The 22,767-nt window shown below is 39.6% G+C and carries 21 protein-coding genes and 1 pseudogene; 10 read left to right on the top strand and 12 right to left on the bottom strand.

What is annotated here, in order from left to right:
• The first annotated feature begins 30 nt into the window (after positions 1-30).
• Together ACT3S9_RS09780 and ACT3S9_RS09775 are read left to right on the top strand one after the other, a co-directional pair.
• Positions 31-462 carry a hypothetical protein gene (locus ACT3S9_RS09780; RefSeq protein ID WP_441834185.1) on the top strand — a complete coding sequence of 144 codons (432 nt, stop codon included), beginning with the start codon at positions 31-33 and terminating at the stop codon, positions 460-462.
• A gap of 370 nt (positions 463-832) precedes the next feature.
• Positions 833-2,125 carry an NCS2 family permease gene (locus tag ACT3S9_RS09775; RefSeq protein ID WP_441834184.1) on the top strand — a complete coding sequence of 431 codons (1,293 nt, stop codon included), beginning with the start codon at positions 833-835 and terminating at the stop codon, positions 2,123-2,125.
• Here ACT3S9_RS09775 and ACT3S9_RS09770 read toward each other — a convergent pair.
• Complete coding sequence (locus tag ACT3S9_RS09770; protein WP_441834183.1) at positions 2,122-2,355, bottom strand: hypothetical protein; 234 nt, start codon at positions 2,353-2,355, stop codon at positions 2,122-2,124. The genes ACT3S9_RS09775 and ACT3S9_RS09770 overlap by 4 nt on opposite strands.
• 113 nt (positions 2,356-2,468) lie before the next feature.
• Positions 2,469-2,591, bottom strand: coding sequence for a hypothetical protein (locus ACT3S9_RS09765; RefSeq protein ID WP_444750921.1), 123 nt, complete (start codon positions 2,589-2,591; stop codon positions 2,469-2,471).
• Between the two features lie 499 nt (positions 2,592-3,090).
• Between ACT3S9_RS09765 and cysB the strand changes: the two genes are divergently transcribed.
• Positions 3,091-4,068 (top strand): HTH-type transcriptional regulator CysB, encoded by a 978-nt coding sequence (gene cysB, locus ACT3S9_RS09760; protein WP_441834182.1) that lies wholly within the window; start codon positions 3,091-3,093, stop codon positions 4,066-4,068.
• Positions 4,069-4,156: 88 nt separating this feature from the next.
• Here cysB and ACT3S9_RS09755 read toward each other — a convergent pair whose 3' ends face one another.
• The 3 genes from ACT3S9_RS09755 to pabB form a co-directional block, all read right to left on the bottom strand.
• Positions 4,157-5,533 carry an L-serine ammonia-lyase gene (locus tag ACT3S9_RS09755; protein ID WP_441834181.1) on the bottom strand — a complete coding sequence of 459 codons (1,377 nt, stop codon included), beginning with the start codon at positions 5,531-5,533 and terminating at the stop codon, positions 4,157-4,159.
• Between the two features lie 98 nt (positions 5,534-5,631).
• Positions 5,632-6,216, bottom strand: a complete 585-nt coding sequence (locus tag ACT3S9_RS09750; RefSeq protein WP_441992928.1) for an NUDIX hydrolase — start codon at positions 6,214-6,216, stop codon at positions 5,632-5,634.
• Positions 6,217-6,220: 4 nt separating this feature from the next.
• Complete coding sequence (gene pabB / locus ACT3S9_RS09745; protein WP_441834179.1) at positions 6,221-7,564, bottom strand: aminodeoxychorismate synthase component I; 1,344 nt, start codon at positions 7,562-7,564, stop codon at positions 6,221-6,223.
• Between the two features lie 164 nt (positions 7,565-7,728).
• Here pabB and ACT3S9_RS09740 point away from each other — a divergent pair, with 164 nt between their 5' ends.
• From ACT3S9_RS09740 to ACT3S9_RS09720, 5 genes and pseudogenes are all read left to right on the top strand, one after another.
• Positions 7,729-9,255: a fumarate hydratase gene (locus ACT3S9_RS09740; RefSeq protein ID WP_441834178.1), complete on the top strand. Its 1,527-nt coding sequence runs from the start codon at positions 7,729-7,731 to the stop codon at positions 9,253-9,255.
• A gap of 438 nt (positions 9,256-9,693) precedes the next feature.
• The gene (locus ACT3S9_RS09735; protein WP_441834177.1) at positions 9,694-10,734 is read left to right on the top strand and encodes a Leu/Phe/Val dehydrogenase; all 1,041 of its coding nucleotides are present in this window, start codon (positions 9,694-9,696) and stop codon (positions 10,732-10,734) included.
• A 101-nt stretch (positions 10,735-10,835) separates the two neighbouring features.
• Positions 10,836-11,480, top strand: coding sequence for a CatA-like O-acetyltransferase (locus ACT3S9_RS09730; protein WP_441834176.1), 645 nt, complete (start codon positions 10,836-10,838; stop codon positions 11,478-11,480).
• Positions 11,481-11,740: 260 nt separating this feature from the next.
• The gene (locus tag ACT3S9_RS09725) at positions 11,741-12,565 is read left to right on the top strand and encodes a M90 family metallopeptidase (protein ID WP_441834175.1); all 825 of its coding nucleotides are present in this window, start codon (positions 11,741-11,743) and stop codon (positions 12,563-12,565) included.
• Positions 12,566-12,674: 109 nt separating this feature from the next.
• A pseudogene (locus tag ACT3S9_RS09720) lies at positions 12,675-15,871 on the top strand (amidohydrolase family protein).
• A 110-nt stretch (positions 15,872-15,981) separates the two neighbouring features.
• Here the strand turns inward: ACT3S9_RS09720 and ACT3S9_RS09715 are convergent.
• Positions 15,982-16,332: a hypothetical protein gene (locus ACT3S9_RS09715; RefSeq protein ID WP_441996660.1), complete on the bottom strand. Its 351-nt coding sequence runs from the start codon at positions 16,330-16,332 to the stop codon at positions 15,982-15,984.
• Between the two features lie 151 nt (positions 16,333-16,483).
• Between ACT3S9_RS09715 and ACT3S9_RS09710 the strand changes: the two genes are divergently transcribed.
• Positions 16,484-17,236, top strand: a complete 753-nt coding sequence (locus tag ACT3S9_RS09710) for a Nif3-like dinuclear metal center hexameric protein (protein ID WP_441996655.1) — start codon at positions 16,484-16,486, stop codon at positions 17,234-17,236.
• Between the two features lie 28 nt (positions 17,237-17,264).
• Here the strand turns inward: ACT3S9_RS09710 and ACT3S9_RS09705 are convergent, their stop codons facing one another.
• From ACT3S9_RS09705 to ACT3S9_RS09695, 3 genes are all read right to left on the bottom strand, one after another.
• On the bottom strand, positions 17,265-17,993 hold the full coding sequence (locus tag ACT3S9_RS09705) for a YdcF family protein (protein WP_444750920.1): 729 nt from the start codon (positions 17,991-17,993) through the stop codon (positions 17,265-17,267).
• Positions 17,994-18,080: 87 nt separating this feature from the next.
• Positions 18,081-18,968 (bottom strand): LysR substrate-binding domain-containing protein, encoded by an 888-nt coding sequence (locus ACT3S9_RS09700; protein WP_441834170.1) that lies wholly within the window; start codon positions 18,966-18,968, stop codon positions 18,081-18,083.
• 563 nt (positions 18,969-19,531) lie between these two features.
• Positions 19,532-19,702 carry a DUF2897 family protein gene (locus ACT3S9_RS09695; protein WP_441996420.1) on the bottom strand — a complete coding sequence of 57 codons (171 nt, stop codon included), beginning with the start codon at positions 19,700-19,702 and terminating at the stop codon, positions 19,532-19,534.
• Between the two features lie 245 nt (positions 19,703-19,947).
• Here ACT3S9_RS09695 and ACT3S9_RS09690 point away from each other — a divergent pair, with 245 nt between their 5' ends.
• The gene (locus ACT3S9_RS09690; RefSeq protein ID WP_441834168.1) at positions 19,948-21,285 is read left to right on the top strand and encodes an ankyrin repeat domain-containing protein; all 1,338 of its coding nucleotides are present in this window, start codon (positions 19,948-19,950) and stop codon (positions 21,283-21,285) included.
• Positions 21,286-21,371: 86 nt separating this feature from the next.
• Here ACT3S9_RS09690 and ACT3S9_RS09685 read toward each other — a convergent pair whose 3' ends face one another.
• Genes ACT3S9_RS09685 through arsC form a run of 3 tightly spaced genes read right to left on the bottom strand, consistent with a single transcriptional unit; the run spans position 21,372 to position 22,731 of the window.
• Positions 21,372-21,833 (bottom strand): DUF2069 domain-containing protein, encoded by a 462-nt coding sequence (locus tag ACT3S9_RS09685; RefSeq protein ID WP_441834167.1) that lies wholly within the window; start codon positions 21,831-21,833, stop codon positions 21,372-21,374.
• Positions 21,830-22,384, bottom strand: a complete 555-nt coding sequence (wrbA, locus tag ACT3S9_RS09680) for an NAD(P)H:quinone oxidoreductase (RefSeq protein WP_441834166.1) — start codon at positions 22,382-22,384, stop codon at positions 21,830-21,832. Before wrbA ends, ACT3S9_RS09685 begins: the two co-directional genes overlap by 4 nt.
• Entirely contained in the window at positions 22,384-22,731 is a 348-nt protein-coding gene (arsC, locus tag ACT3S9_RS09675) for an arsenate reductase (glutaredoxin) (RefSeq protein ID WP_441834165.1), read from the bottom strand. The genes wrbA and arsC overlap by 1 nt, the downstream gene beginning before the upstream one ends.
• Between the last annotated feature and the right edge of the window lie 36 nt (positions 22,732-22,767).

The raw sequence follows: 22,767 nt of genomic DNA, 5'->3' as shown, positions 1-22,767 counted from the left end.
GTTATGTTTACATTATATAAAGGATATGTCGTGAAAAGAGTACTATTAATTCTTAGTTTAGTTTTGTTTGGCTCAAATACATTTGCAGATACTTTGTCTTCAAAGACGAAAGCAAAGGAATTAGCTAAAAGTGTTATGGCTGAAATGGAAAAAGGGAATATGGTAGCAGGTACTAAGCTTACAAAACCTTACCTCATAGTCCCTGAACATGAGTATTTTGCATTAATTGATCAAATGAAAATGCAACAACCTCTTATTGAACAGCGGTTTGGTAAAACTATTAGTGTAGAAGTTGCTGCTATAGAAGAAGTTGGGGAATCACTAATGCTAATATTGTATCTTCAAAAATTTGATAAGCATGTTCTTCGTTGGAAGTTTTATTTCTATAAACCTCGCGATGAATGGGTTTTAAACACTTTCATATTTGATGATCAAATTCAAACAATGTTCCAGAACCAGTAAATATAACAAGTGATTCAAGCATGACAAAAAATAGTTGGTTTTTATTCGTGCCTCGCTATTTTAACCAACTATTACTTACCGCTTATTGCGACATTACCAATGTCCGCTTCACGCACTGAGCTGTACTTCAGCAAAGAGCGATAACCAGTCATTGATATCAGCTTAATGACTGGTTAATTTATTGCTCAAACGGCTCTTCGCTCATAACACACTTCTTATTAGACGTTACAATGTACCTTATCTGGTGTCTAGCAAACTATGGGAAGTCTAACTTGAGTAATTTAGTCATTTAGAAGCAAATTGTCCTATAGTTCAATAAATTTTATGATAAAGTTAATTAACCATTTATTAACTTTTCAAGTGTACTACAATGCTCGACGCTCTCTTTAAAATCCGCGCTAATAACACTTCAGTAAAACGTGAAACTATTGCTGGACTAACTACCTTTATTACGATGGTTTATATTGTTTTTGTTAATCCTGCAATGCTAGCTGAAACAGGAATGGACCAAGGTGCTGCGTTTGTTGCTACCTGTATTGCAGCGGCGATTGGCTGTTTTATTATGGGCTTATGGGCCAATTATCCATTAGCACTAGCACCTGGAATGGGCTTAAACGCATTTTTTACCTACGGTGTTGTATTTAGCATGGGTTACGAATGGCAAGCTGCGTTAGGTGCGGTATTTATGTCAGGCTGTATCTTCTTATGTCTAAGTTTATTTAAAGTCAGAGAGTGGATCATCAATGCGATTCCTTTAGTGCTTAAACGAGCCATTGCCACAGGGATTGGTGCTTTTTTAGCGTTAATTGCATTAAAAAAAGCCGGAATAATCGTAGCAAGTCCTGACACGTTAGTACAATTAGGCGATATTACTTCAGCGGGTCCGTTACTGGCTATTTTGAGCTTTTTTATTATTACAGCGTTGCTTTATCGTGATATGAAAAGTGGTGTATTGATTAGTATTTTATTAGTGACCGGTATTGCCCTATCAATGGGACTTGTCGAGTACCATGGCGTTATATCAATGCCGCCTTCGATAATGCCGACCTTTATGCAACTCGATTTCTCAGCGGCGTTTGAACTGTCAATGCTAAGCGTTATTTTTGCTTTTTTATTTGTGGATTTATTTGATACCTCGGGCACATTAGTCGCTGTAACACAAAAAGCAGGTATTGCTGATGAAAAAGGCAATATGCCACGCTTGGGCCGTGTCTTAAGTGCTGACAGCTCTGCGACTATCGCAGGGGCAATGTTAGGTACTTCTACTACTACCTCTTACATTGAGTCGGTTGCAGGTGTATCTGTTGGCGGTAGAACAGGCCTTACTGCGGTGGTAGTGGGTATGTGCTTTTTACTGATGATGTTTTTTGCGCCACTTGCTCAAATGATCCCTGCTTATGCAACTGCTGGAGCAATTTTGTATGTTGCAGTGTTAATGATGCAAAACTTAAAATTGGTTAATTGGGATGATATGACTGATGCTATTCCTGTCAGTGTGGTACTTTTAATGACACCACTTACATTTTCAATTGCGCATGGGATTGCGCTTGGTTTTATTGCTTATACAGCCGTTAAATTAGTGTGTGGTAAGCGTGAAGAAATAACCATTAGTGTTTGGGTACTAACGGCATTATTTATATTAAAGTTTGCGTTTTTAGATTAGTGTAGTTTAGAAGTTAGACAAAACATAAAATAGCTAAGTCGTTTTGTTATTGTTCTGTTTTTCTTGAGTGCCGTTGCTTTATCGGCTTTTAGTTCAGTACTAATTGCTTCTAAATAATCTTTAAGTTCGGTGCGCTTTGCAACAATATACTCATCAGAGTAGGGCGCTGCGCTAACTACGGCATAAGCTTTTTCAAAGTACTGTTTGGCTGTCGACTTTATCTTTACCATGCTCTGAGCGAAGCACTGCGCGTAGTTTTTATCCCCTGAATAAAACTTACAAATTGTTTACCGTTATGTGGAGGTGTCAGCGTTTCTTTATTTTTCCTCCTCAACAGGTGCGATTAAGCGTTATTTTGCATAGTTGAAACGGTTTTAAGTTCTTTTGAAATTGATGAAAGTTGAACCCTGGCGTTCAGTGCATCGAATATGCGGCGTTGAACTATTTTAAGCGTATCTTCTGACATGGGAATATTCGCATTATTAAGTAGCACGCCTTCAGGTTTTTCGATGATTTTTTGTTTTGTTAATTCTTTACGGCGCTAGACTTCTTGTTTCTCTTTATGGTGTATTGTGCTCACTCATAGGGCAATAACGAAAACTGCAACAGCCACATAATGATACAAACGATAATGGGTAGGACTCAAGTATCTCAAGTTAGTGCTAAAAGACTGACATAAATAATTACCTGCGGGATAGTTTTGCGTGGATTTGTAATCATAAAGAGCAGTTATTCATGATTTATTAGTACAGTTTGCAGTAGTTATAGCTTTAAATGCCCAAAAATAAGACTAATTTGCTAAAAAAGATGGCTACCTCAATACCTTGTAATATGCTAGCCTAAAGCAATTGAAGTTATAAATATGCTCCTCTTTTTGCTTAATTTGTTTTTTAAACAAATAACACTTGGCTTAATAGTGCGCAGCATTTATAAATAAACTGAATAATAAAATTTAAAATGCAGCCATGAAATTACAACAACTCAGATACATCGTCGAAGTTCAAAATCATAAATTGAATGTTTCAGCTACTGCTGAAAGTTTATTTACCTCGCAACCCGGTATTTCTAAACAAGTGCGTATGTTAGAAGATGAGTTGGGTGTACAAATATTTGGTCGCAGCGGTAAGCACCTCACCCATGTTACCAGTGCAGGTAGTGAGATTATTAATATCTCTCGTGAAATTCTTTCTAAAGTAGAAGGTATTAAAGCGGTGGCTAATGAGCATACTTTACCGGATCAAGGTAAGCTTAATATTGCTACTACTCATACTCAAGCTCGCTATGCATTACCTAATGTTATTCAAGGATTCATGAAGAAATACCCAGCAGTGTCATTGCATATGCACCAAGGTACGCCACAGCAGATTTCTGATGCGGCAGCCCGAGGCGATGCAGACTTTGCTATAGCCACCGAAGCGTTGCATTTATATTCTGATTTAGTGATGTTGCCTTGTTATCACTGGAATCGCAGTATTGTGGTTGCTAAAGATCATCCGTTAGCTAAAAAGGCGGATAACTTAACTGTTGCCGATATTGCTAAGTATTCACTTATTACTTATGTGTTTGGTTTTACTGGGCGTTCAGAGCTGGACAAAGCCTTTAATGCACAAGGCCTTGAGCCACATATTGTCTTTACTGCCACTGATGCAGATGTGATTAAAACATATGTACGTTTAGGTTTAGGCGTTGGGGTTATGGCGTCAATGGCGATTGATCAAATCTCTGATACTGATTTAGTTTGTATTGATGCCAGCCATTTATTCGAAGCTAGTACGACTAAAATTGGCTTTAGAAAAGGCAGTTTTTTACGTAGTTATATGTATGACTTTATTGAGCGTTTTGCACCGCACCTAACCAAAGAAAGAGTAGAGCGCGCAAGCCTATTACGTAATCAAGAAGACGTAGATAAATTGTTTGAAGACATTGAGCTACCGGTAAAGTAATTACTAATAAAGTTATTATTTGTATCAAAGCAAAAAACAAAAAAGCCGCAATTGCGGCTTTTTTAATAGCTTACATTTAAGCTTTAATCTAACACTCGATAATATTAACTGCTAAGCCACCGCGAGCGGTTTCTTTGTATTTGGTTTTCATGTCATTACCGGTATCAAGCATAGTTTTAATGACTTTATCGAGCGATACTTTTTGCTCACCACTGCCACGTATGGCAAGGCGTGAGGCATTAATTGCTTTAATAGCGCCCATAGCGTTACGTTCAATACAGGGGACTTGAACAAGTCCGCCGACCGGGTCGCAAGTAAGGCCCAAATTATGCTCCATACCGATTTCAGCCGCGTTTTCAACATGAACAACATTACCACCGACTATTTCAGTTAGCGCGCCGGCAGCCATTGAGCAAGCAACGCCTACTTCACCTTGGCAGCCAACTTCTGCACCCGAGATAGAAGCATTCTTTTTATATAAAATGCCAATAGCTGCAGCGGTAAGCAAGTAGCGTGTTGCAATATCGCGGTCTACCTCTTTGATAAATTTGTGATAATACATTAATACCGCAGGTAAAATACCCGCCGCGCCATTGGTGGGGGCAGTTACTACACGGCCTCCCGCTGCGTTTTCTTCATTAACGGCTAAGGCAAATAAATCCACCCAATCCATAGCACGCAGTGGGTCGTTGTTTACTTCAATATTAAGTTTTAAGTGCAGACTCGGTGCACGGCGCTTTACTTTTAAACCACCAGGTAAAATACCTTCTGTGCGCATACCGCGTTCAATACACGCTTTCATTACTTGCCAGATATTAAATAGCTCGTCTTTAATATCTTTTTCGTTGCGCAGTGTTTTTTCGTTACGCATCATTAAGGCCGATACACTAAAACCGGTTTCTTTACATTGTTCAAGTAGCTCTTTTGCGCTATTGAATGGATATGGCGCGGGGTTTTCTTCACGGATATCTAATGCGGATTGTTTTTCTTTTTCAAATTCTTCATCAGTGACGATAAAACCACCACCAATTGAGTAATACACTTGGCTATAAACTTTTTCGCCATTATTACTAGCAATTATTTCCATCGCATTAGAATGCTTAGGTAGAGTTTTACGACGATGAAAAACAATCGCGCCTTGCTTTGGGAAGTTAGCTTTATGGGTTTGATTTAGGAAAATAGTTTGTTCTTGTTCAATCTTATTTAAAATATCATCGACTAAATCAGCATCAATGGTTTCAGGGTCGTAACCTGCAAGGCCTAATATAACTGCTTTACCTGAGCCGTGACCAATACCGGTTTGCCCAAGTGAACCGTATAGCTCTACTTTTACGTCTGTGACATTGGCTAATAAATTTTGTGCTTGTAAATCATTAACAAATAAACGAGACGCGCGCATCGGGCCAACCGTATGTGACGATGATGGGCCAATGCCAATACTAAACATATCAAATGCACTGATCATATTTTTATACTCAACTCTACTAATTAGCTTACTGCTACCTTGAACGGGCGCATATGATAACGTGGAATACTAATTGTGTAACCTGTTGTAGCAGAGATTTATACTGGCAATAAGAGCTGTTTTGTAAAGTTTTTTATAATGTTTGCAGTTGCTCCCCATAGTAGCCCGTAATGTGTTGAAAACCCTTGTAAAGTAATGGTTCTCCCTTGGTAGGTAAAGAGCAAGGGTTGCCAATTGTTTACATCAATAAGGGCACTGATGGGTAGTAAAAAGCTTGCCGCGACTTCATTTTGGTCCGCTTGCCAATGTGTATTTGCAGCTAATAAGCCTACATAAGGGGTAATGGTGAAGCCTGTGAGGGTTGAATAATTAGCAAGTTTACCGTGAATAGTCACATCAACACTTGCTATATTAAGCTCTTCTTTGAGTTCACGTAATGCAGTATCGCGCAACGTTTTATCACTGCGCTCATGTTTACCCCCGGGTAAGCATATCTCTGAAGGGTGGTACTTTAAATGAGCGGGGCGTTTACACAATAAAATATGAGCGTGATTATCTATATCTATTAGCGGTAATATCACGGCACTAGCGCGTTTTGATGCACTTAATTTTGTACTTCTTAAATCGTGCTGTTGTACAGGTGCACTAAGTTGAAAACGCGCTAAAAGCTGCTGAGTATTCACGTTATTACTTTAATAAAGGGAGTATTTTATTTACTTTATCGTAAGTTTCTTGGTATTCCAAATCGACTTCTGAATCAGCCACTATACCGCCACCGGCCCAGCAGTAAATCTGTCCTTGATGACACACTAAGGTACGAATAGTAATGCTAGTATCCATATTCCCGCAGGCACTCAAATAACCGATTGACCCACAATATACGCTGCGGCGGTGAGGTTCTAACTCTTCAATAATCTCCATCGCGCGGATTTTTGGCGCGCCAGTGATCGAGCCACCAGGGAAGGCTGCGTTAAGTTGATCAACGGGGGTTTTATCATCAGCTAACACTGCGGTCACTGTACTGACTAAATGATGCACCGCGGGAAAGCTTTCAATAGCAAAGAGTGAGGGGACTTGCACACTGCCAGGCTTTGCTACTTTACCTAAGTCATTTCGCAGTAAATCAACAATCATAACATTCTCAGCACGATCTTTAGTTGATGTTTGTAAGCGTATTGCTTGTTCAGTATCTTGGTTTTTATTTTCGCAGCGTGGCAAAGTGCCTTTAATTGGTTTGGTTTCGATATTGCCATTGTTAATGGCAATAAAGCGCTCTGGCGAAATTGATAAAATAGCCCCTTGCGGATGATTAATATAGCTTGAAAAAGGGGCTTTGTTAGCAGTGCGCAAACGACAATAAGCTTGCCATGGTGAGCCTTCAAAACTTGCACTAAAACGCTGCGCCAAATTAATTTGATAACAGTCGCCACTTTTTAAATAAGCTTGAATTTTTTCGAATTTTTCGCCATATTGCTGGCGGCTCATATTTGATTGCCAGTTACTGGTTAGCGCAAAGTGTGCTGATAAAACAGGTTGCTTAAGTGGCTCAAGATACATTGCGAGACGATTAACGTTAGGCTGGGCGACATAAAACCAGTTGTTTTGTTGTTTATCATAAATAAGTGCATCTAAATATAAACCAATAGTCATTTGCGGCATGGCAATATCATTGCAAGCCTGTTCGGGGATTTTCTCAATTACTCGGCCTAAGTCATAACCAAAAAAACCGAGCCAACCACCCTTAAAGGGTAAATCAAATGGGGCTTTACTATTATCGAGTGTTGCCAGTGTGTGCTTTATTATATCAAAGCAATTATCTGTGCTTGGTACTTCATCAAAAAAACACTTATTATCAATTACTTCAAGAGTATGTTTAGGGCTGATTGCAATAATATCAAAACGACTATTTACATGTTCGCTGTTGGCAGAGTCAAGTAGCACTGCATAAGGTTGATCTGCAAAATGAGCAAAAACCTCAAGACAATTTTGCGTTATGTTTAATTGAGTGCAGGTTTTTTCATCATTAATCATCTACTTTTTACTCTGAATAACTGGCTCGAAACGGGCTGGGAGGTTATCATAAGTTAAATTTTTTTGGCAGCGTTTAGTAATAGTTAATACGCTGCGCAAACCACCGTCACCGGTTTGATCTTAATTACGTGCATTGTTACGTAACGGTAATTTAAGGAACCCCAATGAGTACAATTCTTCAGCAAGACTTTATTGATAGCATTGAAGATGCTTTACAATATATTTCGTTTTATCACCCCCTTGATTTTGTTCAAGCACTAGAAAAAGCTTACAACAAAGAACAAAGTAAAGCGGCTAAAGACGCTATTGCACAAATTTTAATTAACTCGCGCATGTCGGCTGAAGGTAAGCGTCCATTGTGCCAAGATACCGGTATTATTACCTGCTTTGTAAAAGTAGGTATGGATGTTAAGTGGGATAAAACAGATCTTACTGTGCAACAAATGGTTGATGAAGGGACGCGCCGCGCTTATTTAAATCCTGATAACCCACTGCGCGCTTCTATTGTTGAAGACCCTGCTGGCACACGTAAAAATACCAAAGATAATACGCCTTCTGTTGTGCATATTGATTTAGTGGCGGGTGGTGAAGTAGAGGTTATGGTGGCTGCAAAAGGCGGCGGCTCTGAAAATAAATCTAAAATGGTGATGCTAAACCCATCTGATGATGTGGCAGAATGGGTTGAAAAAACATTGCCAACTATGGGTGCAGGCTGGTGTCCGCCGGGCATGCTAGGTATAGGTATTGGTGGTACAGCTGAAAAAGCAGCCGTACTTGCTAAAGAGTCACTAATGGATCCGGTCGATATTCATGAGCTAATGGAACGCGGCGCAGAAACAACCGAAGAAAAAATGCGTTTAGATATATTCGAACGCGCCAATAAACTGGGTATTGGAGCGCAAGGTTTAGGCGGTTTAACAACGGTTGTTGATATTAAAGTTAAAACAGCACCTACTCATGCTGCTTCAAAACCTGTAGTTATGATCCCAAATTGTGCAGCTACACGCCATGTACACTTTACCTTAGATGGCTCAGGCCCTGCTGATTTAAAAGCACCAAAACTTGAAGATTGGCCGGAAGTGACTTTTGAAGTGGGTGAAGGTACGCGCCGTGTTGATTTAAATACGCTAACCAAAGAAGACACGCATGAGTGGAAAATGGGCGAGACAGTGTTGCTTTCAGGCACGATTTTAACTGGCCGAGATGCAGCTCATAAGCGTTTACAAGATATGATTAACTCAGGTGAAGGCTTACCTGACGGTGTTGACTTTGATAATAAATTTATTTATTACGTAGGTCCCGTTGATGCAGTACGCGACGAAGCGGTAGGCCCTGCGGGTCCAACCACGGCAACACGTATGGATAAATTCACTGATATGATGTTAGAAAAAACCGGCATTATTGGCATGATTGGTAAAGCTGAGCGTGGCCCTGCAACGGTTGAGTCTATTAAAAACAACAAATCAGTGTATTTAATGGCTGTTGGTGGCGCTGCTTATTTAGTATCTAAAGCGATTAAAAAGGCCCGTGTTGTTGCCTTTGAAGACTTAGGTATGGAAGCTATTTACGAGTTTGAAGTTGAAGATATGCCAGTTACTGTTGCTGTAGATAGTGAAGGCGCGAATGCCCACACTCAAGGTCCTGCAATTTGGAAAGCTAAAATTGAAGAGCTTGACGGTAAGCTTCAGTAAAATATAGCATCTGAAAAGATAACTATAAAAGCGGCATACTCAAGCCTGAGAATGCCGCTTTTTTGTGTTTTGAGGACTCCTCCACAAGCGCCTAGCCTACACGGTGGCTTAGCTGTTACCTTTTTATATCTTCTATATTTTTAGTATTCTTAGCTATGTTCTAAGTGTCCTTTTTTGTTTACGCTATGATTGCCGTTTACGGTCACGTAAAGTAAATATTGAGGCACTAAAATTAAATTGAATAATAAATCCGTTAATCTTTTTTATTTGGGTTTGTTTTCTCTGTTTTTGCGTTTTTTTTGATTTTTTATTTTGTTTTGGAAAGTATGCTTAGTTTTATCATCTCATATACTAGTAAGCACTAATTTGAAGTGGTAAAGTCTCGGCAATTTCAGTGCTCACACCCTTTCATGGGTTACAAATTTCGGAGTATATAAAGTGGCTGTGTTTAATCGAGTTGACTTTGATAACCACGAACAAGTGGTTTTTTGTGCAGATAAAGAATCTGGCTTACGCGCAATTATTGCCGTCCATAACACTAATTTAGGTCCTGCTGTTGGTGGATGTAGAATGTGGGATTACGCAAGCGATGATGATGCCGTTGTGGATGCACTGCGTTTATCTAAAGGCATGACTTATAAAAATGCCGTTGCGCGTTTACCGTTTGGTGGTGGTAAGTCAGTGATTATCGGTAATGCGAAAGAAATTAAATCAGAGCAGCTATTTCGTGCCTTTGGTCGCCAGCTTGAACGTTTAGGTGGCAGTTACTACTCAGCTGAAGACGTAAATATCAACTGTGCTGATGTTGCCTTAATGAACAAAGAAACTAATTATGTATTAGGCCTTGAAGGTAAAAGCGGCAACCCATCTCCGTTTACAGCTTATGGTACGTTTTTAGGTGTTAAAGCAGCATTACAACATCAACGTGGTCATCAAGATCTAACGGGTATTAAAGTAGCAGTACAAGGTTTAGGCGCTGTGGCTTATGGTTTATGTAAGTATTTACATGAAGCAGGGGCAACTCTGTTTGTAACCGACATTAATCAAGTTGCTATTGACCGCGTTGTTAACGACTTTACTGCAACAGCAGTGAGTATTGACGAGATATATGACCTTGATGTTGACGTATATGCACCGTGTGCATTAGGTGCAACAATTAACGATGAAACTATTCCACGCATTAAAGCAACGATTATTGCGGGTTGTGCAAATAATCAGTTAGCAGAACCGCGCCATGGTGAGATTATTCGTGAAAAAGGCATTTTATATGCTCCTGATTATGTAATTAACGCCGGTGGTATTATTAATGTGTATTACGAAACTGCGCCAGAAGGTTACAGCGAAGCGGCTTCAAATAAACATGTCGAAGGGATTTATAACACTTTAACTGAAATTTTTGCTCGTAGTGAAAAAGAGCAAAAATCGACGCATATTATTGCTGATGAACTTGCTCAAGAGATCATTACTAACGGTCTGTAAATTACATTATAAATCGATAGGGGCGTGAACTTCCACGCTCTTACTTTATTTGGTTAACAAACCGCGTTACAATTTGGATTTCTTCCCTATTTAAGCTAATAATGACACCCATAGATTTAGCAAATTGGCCACGCAGCCAGCATTTTTCGCTTTTTAAAGACTTTAGCCAGCCTTATTTTAATGTTTGTATTAAGTTGCCTATTAGGGAGCTGTATAATTATTGTAAAGCGCAGCAGTATTCTTTTTTCCACGGGTATATTTATACGACATTACTTGCGTGCAATGCCTATGCACCAATGCGACAACGCATAATAAATAACTCACCTTGGCAGCTCGATACAATAAGGGCTAGTGTTGTTGAACTTGCTGATGATGATACCTTTCGGTTCAGTTACTTTAATACTTGCGACAACGTTCAAGATTTTATAAGCCATGCTAAAAAAGCCAGTCGCGATGCCAAAGAACAAGCTCTTTTTTGTGATGCATTTGAGGCGACAGAAGGCCAACCAGATTTAGTTCATATCTCAGTATTACCGTGGCTTAATTTTACCAGCTTTTCACATGCTGTAACTCACGGTTCAAGCCTTGCTATTCCAAAAATAGTATTTGGCCAGTACGACGATCAAACCGGTGAAATACCTATATCGATTGATGTTCACCATGCTCTAATGGATGGTTTACATGTCGCACAGTTTATTGCTGCACTAAACAAGCAGATTACACTTTTTTGCAATGATTCCTGCTAAATTGATGGCAAGGTTGTTTTTTTAGATATTATATTTTGCTTGGTTTTTCTAATGCCGGCGAACTTAAAGCTATTATTAAACGACGGCTTTACAGAAAGCTAGACTACTTGTTCTAGCTTATTTCACAACAGCAAACTGTTAATAGCGGGTTTGTGTGCATGAAGTATATTTCTTTTAAAAAACGGCTTTATTTTTAAATAGATTGAAATTTACCCATTTCGGACATATTAACTAGTTATTATAATTAATTAGGTCGCACCATGATAAATGGGTTATTAATTCTCACATTGCTTGCGTTTGTAGTTATTTATTGGCGTTGGCCGAGTATTCAAAACCAGTTATGGCAAAAAAAGTATCAAGCAACGCTTTTAAATGAAAACCAAAAAACAATATTGTTACGTTCTATGCCTATTTACCAAAAAATGACTGATGCAGAGCGGCAAAAACTTGAGCGTCATATTGTTTGGTTTTTGAATGAAAAATCTTTTGTTGGTTGTGATGGTTTAGTACTTAATGATGCAATGAAATTAATTGTTGCAGCAGATGCCTGTGTTTTGGTGCTTAATAAGCCATGGCCACTTTATCAAAATGTAAAAGAAATTTTACTATATCCGAGTGCTTATTATGCAGCTCAAACCTCTCGTGATGGTGCTGGGCTTGTGAGTTATCATAATACTGTGCGACAAGGTGAATCTTGGCCCGGTGGTACTTTGGTACTTAGCTGGCATGATGTACTTGAAGGTAACCGCTTGCCAAGTGACGGCCATAACTTAGTCTTTCATGAATTTGCCCATCAGCTTGACCAAGAAACAGGTAAAACCACGGGCACTCCATTATTAACGAGTTCAGCAGACTATAAAGAGTGGGGAAGAGTATTTAGTCATGCATTTACTCAACTAAAAAGTCATGTCGCTTATAATATGCCCCATGTAATTCATAGTTATGGTGCGACTAACGAGGCTGAGTTTTTTGCGGTACTCACTGAAACTTTTTTAGAAAAACCCAGTGAACTGCGCCAATATGACCCACAAATATATCGCTTGTTGGTCAACTATTATCAATTTGACCCTATAAAATGGCATTGATCGTTTAAACTGGGGTATTTAACACGTAATACTGGAATCTTGCTGTGCTTTTTGTTGCAATCAATATTAGGATAAGTAATAACAATAAGTAATAACAAGCGAGAATACCATGAAAACAATGCTCCGAACTGCGTTAGCGGTATCTGTGTCATTTGCCTTCACAGGGCAAGTTCAAGCTCAGGAATCGAGCGAAGATAAAAAATGGCAAGTTGATGCACCACAAGGTCAATTTGTTGATGCTAATATTAGTGTCTCACAAGGCACTTGGATGAATGTCGATGTCAGCCCAGATGGCAACACGATTGTGTTTGATTTACTCGGTGATATTTACACAATGCCGGCAAGTGGCGGAGAAGCTACGCTATTAACCACTGATATTGCATGGCAAATGCAGCCACGTTTTAGCCCTGATGGTAAACATATTGCGTTTACTTCTGATCAAGGGGGGGCGATAACATTTGGCTGATGGATATTAACGGCGAAAACCAAACAGCTGTCACTGATGAAACCTTCCGATTATTAAATAGCCCCGCTTGGAGTCCAGATGGTGATTATATTGTTGCCCGTAAGCATTTTACTGCAACGCGTTCACTCGGTGCCGGTGAAGTATGGCTTTATCATAAAGCCGGTGGTAAAGGTGTACAGTTAACCAAGCGCGCGGACGACCAAAAAGATTTAGGCGAGCCAATGTTCTCACCTGATGGCCGGTATGTTTACTTTTCGCATGATGCAACACCGGGTAAAACCTTTCATTACTCAAAAGATTCTGTAGCCGGTATTTATAAAATTAAACGCTATGACCGTGAAACGGGTGAAATAGAAACCATTATTGACGGGATGGGCGGCGCAATTCGGCCAACCCCTTCACCAGATGGTAAAAAGCTGGCGTATATTAAGCGTGATGATTTCCAAACAAGCTTATATTTATATGATTTAACCTCAGGAAAGCATACCAAACTTTACGATAAACTTGAGCGAGATATGCAAGAAACATGGGCTATTCATGGTGTTTACCCAACTATAGCGTGGACGCCAGATAACCAGGAGCTGGTATTTTGGGCTGGTGGTACTATCCATAAGCTTGACGTTACAAATGGCCATGTTGGCACAGTGCCATTTGAAGTACAAACCAGTAAAAAAATTCAAAAAGCAGTACGTTTTACACAAAATATCGACAGCGATGAATTTGACGTAAAAATGCTCCGTAACGTGCAAGTATCTCCTGATGGAGATATGGCCATTTTTGAAGCGCTTGGGCATATTTATAAACGTGATTTAGAATCAGGAAAAATAAAACGTTTAACGAAACAAGATGAACATTTTGAGCTATTTCCACAGTTTTCACGCGATGGTAAAAAAATCGTTTATGTAACTTGGGATGACAACGAACAAGGTGCAGTGCGAGTTGTATCAGCGCGCAGTGGTCGCGGTGATACGATTACCGAAGAACCGGGTAAATATGTAGAGCCTACTTTTAGCCCTGATGGTAAAACCGTAGTTTATCGTAAAGCGTCAGGTGGCAGTATTTTAAATCCAGATTGGTCGCTACACCCGGGTATTTATGGTGTTAGCGCAAAAGGAGGTAAATCTGAGCTTATTATTAAAAGTGGTTATCAACCGCAGTTCGGCGCTAATAACGAACACATATTTGTGATGAGTCCGTGGCCTAAACCGACATTAAGTACGGTTGAACTTGAGTCTAAAAAAATAACTAAACTTTATGAATCTGAGCACGCTACTGAGTTTAGAGTCTCTCCAGATGGAAAATACTTAGCGTTTGCAGAGCGTTTTAAGGTATTTATTACTCCTTTAGTTGAAAGCGGTAAAACTATTAATATAGGCCCAAAAGACAGCCAGTTTCCAATTGAACAACTATCTGTTCGTGCCGGTGAGAACATTAGCTGGAGTGCGACTAGCGATAAGTTGTATTGGACGCTTGGCCCTGAGCTTTATCATGCTAACTTAGACGGTGTATTTAATATTCAACAAGTCGGAGACGCCGACTTTAAAGTGAAAAGCGGCGAAAACATTGGTTTTAGTACTAAAGTGGCTGAACCTAAAGGTATGATTGCTTTAACGGGTGCACGTATAATCACCATGCAGGGTGAACAAGTTATTGAAGATGGCGTGCTACTCACTGATGGTAAACATATTAAAGCCGTTGGCAGTACTGCTGACGTGAGCATTCCCAAAGAGGCAGAAGTGATTGATGTATCGGGTAAAACTATTATGCCTGGTATTGTCGACGCCCACGCACATGGCTCACAAGGTAGCGATGAAATTATCCCACAGCAAAACTGGAAAAACTTTGCCGGCTTGTCTCTTGGTGTGACCACAATTCACGACCCTTCAAATGATACCACTGAAATTTTTGTAGCCAGTGAAATGCAAAAAGCGGGGGATATTGTTGGCCCACGTATATTTTCCACCGGCACTATTTTGTATGGCGCTAATATGCCAGGCTATACCTCGCATATTGATTCATTGGATGATGCGAAATTTCATCTTGAGCGCTTAAAGAAGGTAGGGGCGTTTAGTGTTAAATCATATAACCAACCGCGTCGTGAGCAGCGCCAACAAGTAATTGAAGCTGGCCGCGAGCTTGAAATGATGGTGGTGCCAGAAGGTGGCTCGCTATTACAACATAACTTAACGATGGTTGTGGATGGGCATACCGGTATTGAGCATTCAATTCCAGTTGCTAATATTTATGACGACATTAAACAGCTTTGGTCACAAAGTGATGTCGGTTATACGCCAACATTAGGTGTTGCCTATGGAGGTATTTGGGGGGAAAACTACTGGTACGATAAAACCGATGTTTGGAATCATCCAAGGTTGAGTAAATTTGTACCAAAAAACCAATTACTACCACGTTCAATGCGCCGAGTAAAAGCGCCAGATCACCACTACAATCACTTTAATAACGCCCGCGTAGCAAAAGAGCTGCAAGATTTAGGTGTATTAGTAAACTTAGGAGCTCATGGTCAACGCGAAGGCTTAGCAGCTCACTGGGAGATTTGGATGTTTGCACAAGGCGGTATGACGCCACTTGAAGCTATTCGAGCAGCGACGCTTGATCCAGCTAAATATATTGGTCTTGATAAAAATATAGGCTCGCTTGAAGTCGGTAAGCTTGCCGATTTGATAGTGATTGATGGCAACCCACTGATTAATATCCGTGCTACAGACAAAGTTGATTACACTATGATCAACGGTCGATTATTCGATGCTGCCACGATGAATGAAGTAGGCGAAAAACAACGCGAAAAAATGTACTTTGAAAAAAGTAATTATCAGCGTTAAAAGTAGAGTTAAAGCGACTTAATTGTCGCTTTTTTATAGCTATCTACGAAAGTCTAGACCTAAAAAAACCGCTGAAAAGCGGTTTTTACTTTAAAATGTATTACTTTAAATCACACAACACCACGCGGTAGGCGACAATCGTGATCTTTTTCAGCAAGCGCTACTATCCATAGCTCTTCAGCGATATAGCCGTCATCGTTGCTTTTAACAACAGTAAATGAAGCTTTTTTAGCAGGAGCGGGAGTGTTTGTTTTAGCTTTTTTAGCGGCAGGCTTTTTACCTGCACTTTTTCCTGAAGGCAGTTCTTCAGTTAGTTCAGCGATATCGGCAAGGCGCAGGTTTTTTCCGCCATCGATGCTGTACCAACCTGATTTTGTGGTGATATCAGGTTTTTTACCATTGGCTGCTTCATAAGCGGCTTCAAAGGCGTTTAACACTTCTGTTTTATCTAGCTTGCTCATCAGTGGAGACCCTATACGTTGTAAACACAGATTATTAATAGGCATTTATACCTATTTTTAGCTTACTTTTCAATTTTTTGCGATTTTCCTTTCATTTTAGGTTCATAAACGCCAAAATTTGCACAAATCTAATACTAATATGGGGTAAAAAATGCAGCGTAAAAAATTTCATCAATTATTAAACACAATTTTACAGCCAGATTCGATAAAAGACTTTTGCCCAAATGGCTTACAAGTTGAAGGGCGCATGAAAATCAAAAAAATTGTCACAGGCGTTACTGCAAGTCAAGCACTTATCGATGCCGCTATTGAGCAAGGCGCTGATACCATTTTAGTTCATCATGGTTATTTTTGGAAAGGCGAGTCACAGCCAATTACCGGCATGAAGAAACGCCGAATATCAGCATTACTCGCTAATGATATAAATTTATTTGCTTATCACTTGCCGTTGGATGTTCATCCTGAAATTGGTAATAATGCACAGCTGGCAAAGCTGCTTGATATTGAGCTTGAAACGGGTTTGGAGCCTGTAAATAATAGCGTTGCGGTTAAAGGACGGTTAAAGCAGGCGATGAGTGGTGAGCAATTTGCAGCAAAAATTACACAAGTGTTAAGACGTGAACCATTAACTAGTTTAGTGCGAAATGAACCAATTGAAACCATTGCTTTGTGTACTGGTGGCGGTCAAGGTTATATCGATTTAGCAGCAAGCCAAGGTGTAGATGCATATTTAACTGGTGAAGCCTCAGAGCAAACTATTCATAGCTCTCGAGAACAGGACATCGATTTTTTTGCCGCAGGGCATCACGCAACTGAACGTTATGGCGTTAAAGCTCTTGGAGAGTTATTAGCATTAGAGCATGGCTTTGATGTTACTTTTATTGATATAGATAACCCTGTTTAATCACTCTTACTCTTTAATACACATGTAGTTACAGTGCTTCTGGGGTAAGCCAGCGGCGTATAGCAACCCAAGCACTACCGATAACTTCATGCCAATGGCGGGTCACAGCTAATAAAACATCAGCATTAGGTATAAACTGTTTGTAGCCTGGCCACTGACTAAAGTCATGAAAGTCAGTGGCTGCGGGTATCACGTTGACGCCTTGTGTGTAAAATAAATCGCTAGCTCTTGGCATGTGACTCGCTGAGGTAACCAATGCAACATCAAAATCAACTAATTTAGGGGCTAAAAACTTGGCTTCATCGGCGGTATCCATTGCAGCTGGGTTTTGCTTTATACGCTTTGGGTTAATCCCTAAACTAATAGCGGTTTGACGCATTAAATTGCTGTTTGTGGCATTACCGTATCCACCACCGGATACAATTAACTGGGCTTGGGGGTAATAATAAGCTAGCCGGAGCCCTTCAATTAATCGGCTTTTGGCACAGTTACCAAGTTGGCTATTAGCCGCAAGGGCGGAATTTGGTATTATATCACAGCCAAGTACCACTATTTTATCGACCGATTTATGTTTTTTTACCTCAAAATGCAGTGCTACTTGGTTATGTGGCGCGACAATAAATTGCCCTACAAAGGGTGTGCATAGGGCTAACAAACTAGTAATACTTAATAAGCCTAGCGTACCTGCAAGTTTACTGCCTCTGAGTGCCATAATTAAGAAAATCAGGGTCAAAACGCCAACTAGCGGCAGTGGCATTATTAACGCACCTATTATTTTTTTAAGTTCAAAAATAGCAGCAACACATATAAAAAGTTTTCACTATGCTACTGCGAAAAATGGATTTTATCGACCGTTATTTAGCTTGCAGGTATTTAAAAAGTGACGATAAACGGGATTATCTTTCATATTTTTTTTCATAGCTAAATACATTGGACGGGTTAAACCAAGCGCACCAAGCGGAATTGACTTTATTAAGCCTTGGCTTTCATAAGGTGTGACTAACCAATCAGGTAATGCTGCAACACCCATTCCGGCGCTGACTAATTGAAATATCAACAAACCTTGGTCAACATTTTTTAGTGTGCCGTCAAAGCGTGCATTTTGAATAAAGTGCTTAAATATATCTTGGCGTTCACGAGGAATAGGATACGAGATAATTGTTTCGTTTTTTAGATCAAGCGCGGTGACATAGGCTTTTTTAGCCAGTTCGTGGTCGGGTGCGACAATAAGCTTAAGCTTAAAATCAAATAGGTGAGCATATTCGAGTTTGTCAGGTTCACGAATATCAGAAGTTAATACTAAATCAAGTTCATCATTCAATAGGTCTGGAATAGCGTCGTAGCTAAAGCCGCGCTCATAATCAACTTTTATATCAGGCCAAAAATTATTAAATTCTTTAATTGTTGGCAATAACCAGTGAAAACATGCATGGCATTCAACACTTAAACGCAGTTGTGAAATTGGCTGATTCAAGCTTTCTTTTAATCGACATTTAGTTGCTTCTACGCGAGGCAGTATTTCATTTGCCAGTTCAAGCAGCAACATCCCTTGGGGTGTAAAGCGCACAGGTTGGGTTTTTCGCTCAAATAATTGGCAGTCGAGTTTATTTTCTAAATCTTTAATTTGATGAGATAAAGCTGATTGAGTTAAAAATAGCCCCCGAGCAGTATTTACTAAAGAGCCTGTCTCTTTAAGGGTAGAAATAGTCTTTAGGTGTTTTATATCAATCATCTTTAAAAAATCTCATAAGAAAAGCGAGTTAAACTCAACGTTTGAATATATTACGCTGTTTAATAAGATGCTTCAACGTCTAGACGTCTAAAGTTTGTATTTATTTTACCTAAACTTTACAAGTTAGCGGTATGGCTTAGTTTTACAGCGTTATTATTTTATCTTTTATGTTTTGAAAATGAATGTTCATGAAAATACCTCAAGTTGAATTTGAAGGGCGAGCATTTGTAACACAGAACGCGCGAATGCAATGTTTTAGTCTTTGAAATAGTTAAGCGGAGTTGGTAGCAGGGCACAATTACATAGCTTAGAATCTCATCGCGTAGGAAAAAAAAGCGTGTCGTATAGGTAAAAGCGTGAACTTAGATTTGTCTAGAATTGGCCGATGCAGCGCACCAATAGGGATAACTCCGGCTGCGGGCTAAAAGCCCGTCATTGTGGGGCCGCGTGAAGCACTTGACAATATGGGGAGAGCCGCTAAAAAGTTGTGCAAAAAGCTAAGTAAATAGGCAAGCTCTAAAGTTCAATAGGCACTCCTTGTGATGCAAAGCCTTGGCGAAAAGTTAAGGCTTAAGGTTTTTTTGTGATGACTCTTCGTTATCATCATCGTGGTCAGCTTTATCTGTGGATGTTTTTTTAAACTCCATATTGGCTGTTTTTTTCAGTAACATGATATTGCCAATAACGACGGCAAATACGATGATAAAAATTACAACTATGTGCCATGCTTGCATATCGATAGCCTTAAAATTAGGTGGCAAAATAAAGTGATTAAAGTTGCTCTGTAAACCTACAACAAAGTGGTTTTATGAGCAACTGATGTTATTTATCATTTTCTATAAAAATCACCTACTTTGCGCTAGCGTGGAGTGAAGGGTGTGGTAGAATCTCAATGTTAAGCGCAGTGTCAGTTTGTGTTTGCTATAACTGCCTGCTAATCCAAACACCTGTCAATATACACTGGAGTTGTGTTGCTTTAATGGAAAATGTACTGATTTGGCCAAAAGAATACCCGTTATTGCTAAAAGGGCTAATAGAGCAAAACGGTGCCTTTATCTTGGACGCCTTAGAAGCGTGGCCTGCTTGTCGCTCAACCCAAGAAGATGATGGAGTTTGCACTACTGTATTACCGCCTTTATATTATCTTACTTGGCTTACCCCACTTGAACCTTTTGAAGAATGTTATTTTCAGCATATTGGCGAGTATGACGAATCTGCTCAGCATTATATTGCAGCGGCAAAAGAACACTTTTATGCTAACGAATATACCCCTGAAAGCCTAGTGTTAATGCTTTGCCAACGCTTAGAAAAATACGCTAGCATTAGTGCGCAAGCTGAGATTGATACGCCTATTTCGTTAATTTCTCAGCTATTTAATAAGCGTTATTTTACGATTATCGAGTATGCACTTAGTTCTGGCAGTAAAGTTAGTGCAGAAGATATCTTGTCGCTTTGGAAAGAAGTTGATTTTAGAGAGCGTTTAAGTTTATTTATTCCTGATTCTGTTGCTGATATCACAGAGCTTAGCGAACTAGCAGCACAAAAAGTAGCTGGTGGTGAAGATTACTTTACCTTATTAAGGCAAGTGTCGCCTGATGTCGACTCTGTTGTGCTTTTAGAACAAGCGTTGTTAGCCCACTTGAGTGGTTCTAATGCCAAGCAAACTATGGCTATGCGTTTTATTGAACAAGGTGCTACGGGTACCTTAACAGATGAAAACGAGAAAACAGCTTTTATGTGGGCCGCAGAAAATGGCTTTGTTGATTTAGTGCAAACATTACTAGATAAGCAAAATAAAAAGCAAAAAGACCAGCTGGGTAACACCGCACTACATTATGCGGTTATCGCTAAAAATGAACCCTTGATGGTACTGCTACTTAAAGCGGGTTACGATTTTAGAGTGCGCAATAACGATGGGCTCAGTTGCTATCGCCTTGCGGTAAATATTAAAGCAACGCAGCTAGTTAAATGCTTAGAGCGTGATTTTGGTATAAAAGAGCTATCTCCAGATGGGCAGTTTGCTCGTATTAAAAAAGTGCATGCCTTACATGCCATCGTCACTATATTGTTACCGTTACAGTTGTTCTTCTTTTTTGATGACGATTTTGCTATAAAAAGCGAGTTGACATTGGGCTTAACAATGCTCTCGGTGGTGTGTTTTTTCTTTGCTATGAGTTTAAAACGCTGCGCCTTATATCCACATTTAAAGCACCCAGCTGGGCTATTCGTATTGCGCTTTTTTTCATTTGTGAGCTTAGTAGGGCAGTTAGGTTTAGCGAGCATTGTTGCGCTTGCGACCTTGAGTGAACTTGTTTAGCTGAATATTTATGAACACATCGTAAATAGCATTCGGCATAAATATATACCACAAAAAACGCGCTTAGATAGCGCGTTTTTTAATGATTATTTATCTTGCTCGTGAGCGGCTTTTTCTTCCGCTAGCTCTTCTTTTAATTTGCGTATTTTAAGTCCTAACTCTTGTCCACGGTGGCGTGCATAATATGTGCAGCCAATAAACATCATGCTAGCAAATAACAACTCAAGTAATACCCATACCAGCTCATCAGTCGCGACCCACAGTAAGGTAAAACCGTGAATAAAATAAAACATAACAATAAAGTTAGCCCACGCATAAGTGTAAGGTTTGTCTTGAATAATGCCTTTTAATGGTAATAATAAAGGCAGGATATACACCGCAAACATAAAACCATTACTATGCCCATCTCGTGGGGCAATAAAAAATAACCACAGCGGCATTAAAATTAACAAGCCAACATAACCAATAATTGCAGTGCGTTGAAATTTTAAGGTAATTGATTTTTTAGGTGTTTGCTTTACAGATAAATCGCTAGGCGATGTTGTCATTGTAGTTTTCTCGCTATTTTAACTAGGCGCTGGCCAACACTTTGGCAGATTTTTATTTCGTCTTTGCTCAGCTGTGCACTATTTTTTGCCCCTGCAACGTGACTTGCTCCGTAGGGGGTGCCACCGGTTTGTGTGGTTAATAACTCAGGGACTTCGTAGGGCACGCCAAGGAGCATCATTCCATGGTGTAATAGTGGCAATGATAAATTCAGTAACGTTGCTTCATTACCACCATGCATACTGCTTGACGATGAAAAGACACATGCTGGCTTATCTATGAGTTGCCCTTTTAACCATAAATCGCTGGTGGTTTCCCAAAATACTTTTGCTTGTGAGGCCATCATGCCAAAACGAGTCGGTGTGCCAAAGGCAAGTGCATCACAGGCTATTAAGTCATCTTTTGTTATCACGATATCGTGAGACTCTTTTGCAACAAAGGTACGCAGTAATGCTGTCCCACCTTGATTTTCAATAGCATCGGCTATTTCATTGGCCATAGCTGCAACAGAGCCATGGCTAGAATGGTACAAAACAACGATATTAACGTTCATTAAAGTACGCTTAATACATTTTCAGGTGGGCGGCCTAATGCTGCTCTATTGTTATTAACTACAATAGGGCGTTCAATTAATTTAGGGTTATCGACCATCGCATTGATAAGTACATTCTCATCGTGTTGATTTTGTAAATCAAGGGCTTTGTAAGTATCTTCTTTGGTACGCATTAACTCGCGTACAGACGAAAAGCCGAGTTGTTTCACTAAAGTGGTAATTTGCTCATTATTTAACGGTGTTTTAAGGTATTCAACAATTTCAGGCTGAATTGATTGTTGTTCTAATAAAGCAAGTGTTTCACGAGATTTAGAACAGCGTGGGTTATGATAAATAGTAACTGACATAGTAACAATCCAATTAAATAAAGTAGCGCTATTTTA

The organism is Pseudoalteromonas sp. AOP31-A2-14, from assembly GCF_052378035.1.
Taxonomy (GTDB): domain Bacteria; phylum Pseudomonadota; class Gammaproteobacteria; order Enterobacterales; family Alteromonadaceae; genus Pseudoalteromonas.
The sequence above is the reverse complement of the archived record's forward strand: the minus strand, read 5'-3'. Positions and strand labels throughout refer to the sequence as shown.

Coding starts and splice junctions, on each gene's coding strand:
- pabB (WP_441834179.1), bottom strand. CDS start 7,564: ATGATTAATGATGAAAAAACCTGCACTCAATTAAACATAACGCAAAAT.
- wrbA (WP_441834166.1), bottom strand. CDS start 22,384: ATGAACGTTAATATCGTTGTTTTGTACCATTCTAGCCATGGCTCTGTT.
- ACT3S9_RS09755 (WP_441834181.1), bottom strand. CDS start 5,533: ATGATCAGTGCATTTGATATGTTTAGTATTGGCATTGGCCCATCATCG.
- ACT3S9_RS09730 (WP_441834176.1), top strand. CDS start 10,836: ATGACACCCATAGATTTAGCAAATTGGCCACGCAGCCAGCATTTTTCG.
- ACT3S9_RS09710 (WP_441996655.1), top strand. CDS start 16,484: ATGCAGCGTAAAAAATTTCATCAATTATTAAACACAATTTTACAGCCA.
- arsC (WP_441834165.1), bottom strand. CDS start 22,731: ATGTCAGTTACTATTTATCATAACCCACGCTGTTCTAAATCTCGTGAA.
- ACT3S9_RS09700 (WP_441834170.1), bottom strand. CDS start 18,968: ATGATTGATATAAAACACCTAAAGACTATTTCTACCCTTAAAGAGACA.
- ACT3S9_RS09685 (WP_441834167.1), bottom strand. CDS start 21,833: ATGACAACATCGCCTAGCGATTTATCTGTAAAGCAAACACCTAAAAAA.
- ACT3S9_RS09770 (WP_441834183.1), bottom strand. CDS start 2,355: ATGGTAAAGATAAAGTCGACAGCCAAACAGTACTTTGAAAAAGCTTAT.
- cysB (WP_441834182.1), top strand. CDS start 3,091: ATGAAATTACAACAACTCAGATACATCGTCGAAGTTCAAAATCATAAA.
- ACT3S9_RS09695 (WP_441996420.1), bottom strand. CDS start 19,702: ATGCAAGCATGGCACATAGTTGTAATTTTTATCATCGTATTTGCCGTC.
- ACT3S9_RS09690 (WP_441834168.1), top strand. CDS start 19,948: ATGGAAAATGTACTGATTTGGCCAAAAGAATACCCGTTATTGCTAAAA.
- ACT3S9_RS09715 (WP_441996660.1), bottom strand. CDS start 16,332: ATGAGCAAGCTAGATAAAACAGAAGTGTTAAACGCCTTTGAAGCCGCT.
- ACT3S9_RS09725 (WP_441834175.1), top strand. CDS start 11,741: ATGATAAATGGGTTATTAATTCTCACATTGCTTGCGTTTGTAGTTATT.
- ACT3S9_RS09740 (WP_441834178.1), top strand. CDS start 7,729: ATGAGTACAATTCTTCAGCAAGACTTTATTGATAGCATTGAAGATGCT.
- ACT3S9_RS09705 (WP_444750920.1), bottom strand. CDS start 17,993: ATGCCACTGCCGCTAGTTGGCGTTTTGACCCTGATTTTCTTAATTATG.
- ACT3S9_RS09775 (WP_441834184.1), top strand. CDS start 833: ATGCTCGACGCTCTCTTTAAAATCCGCGCTAATAACACTTCAGTAAAA.
- ACT3S9_RS09765 (WP_444750921.1), bottom strand. CDS start 2,591: ATGTCAGAAGATACGCTTAAAATAGTTCAACGCCGCATATTCGATGCA.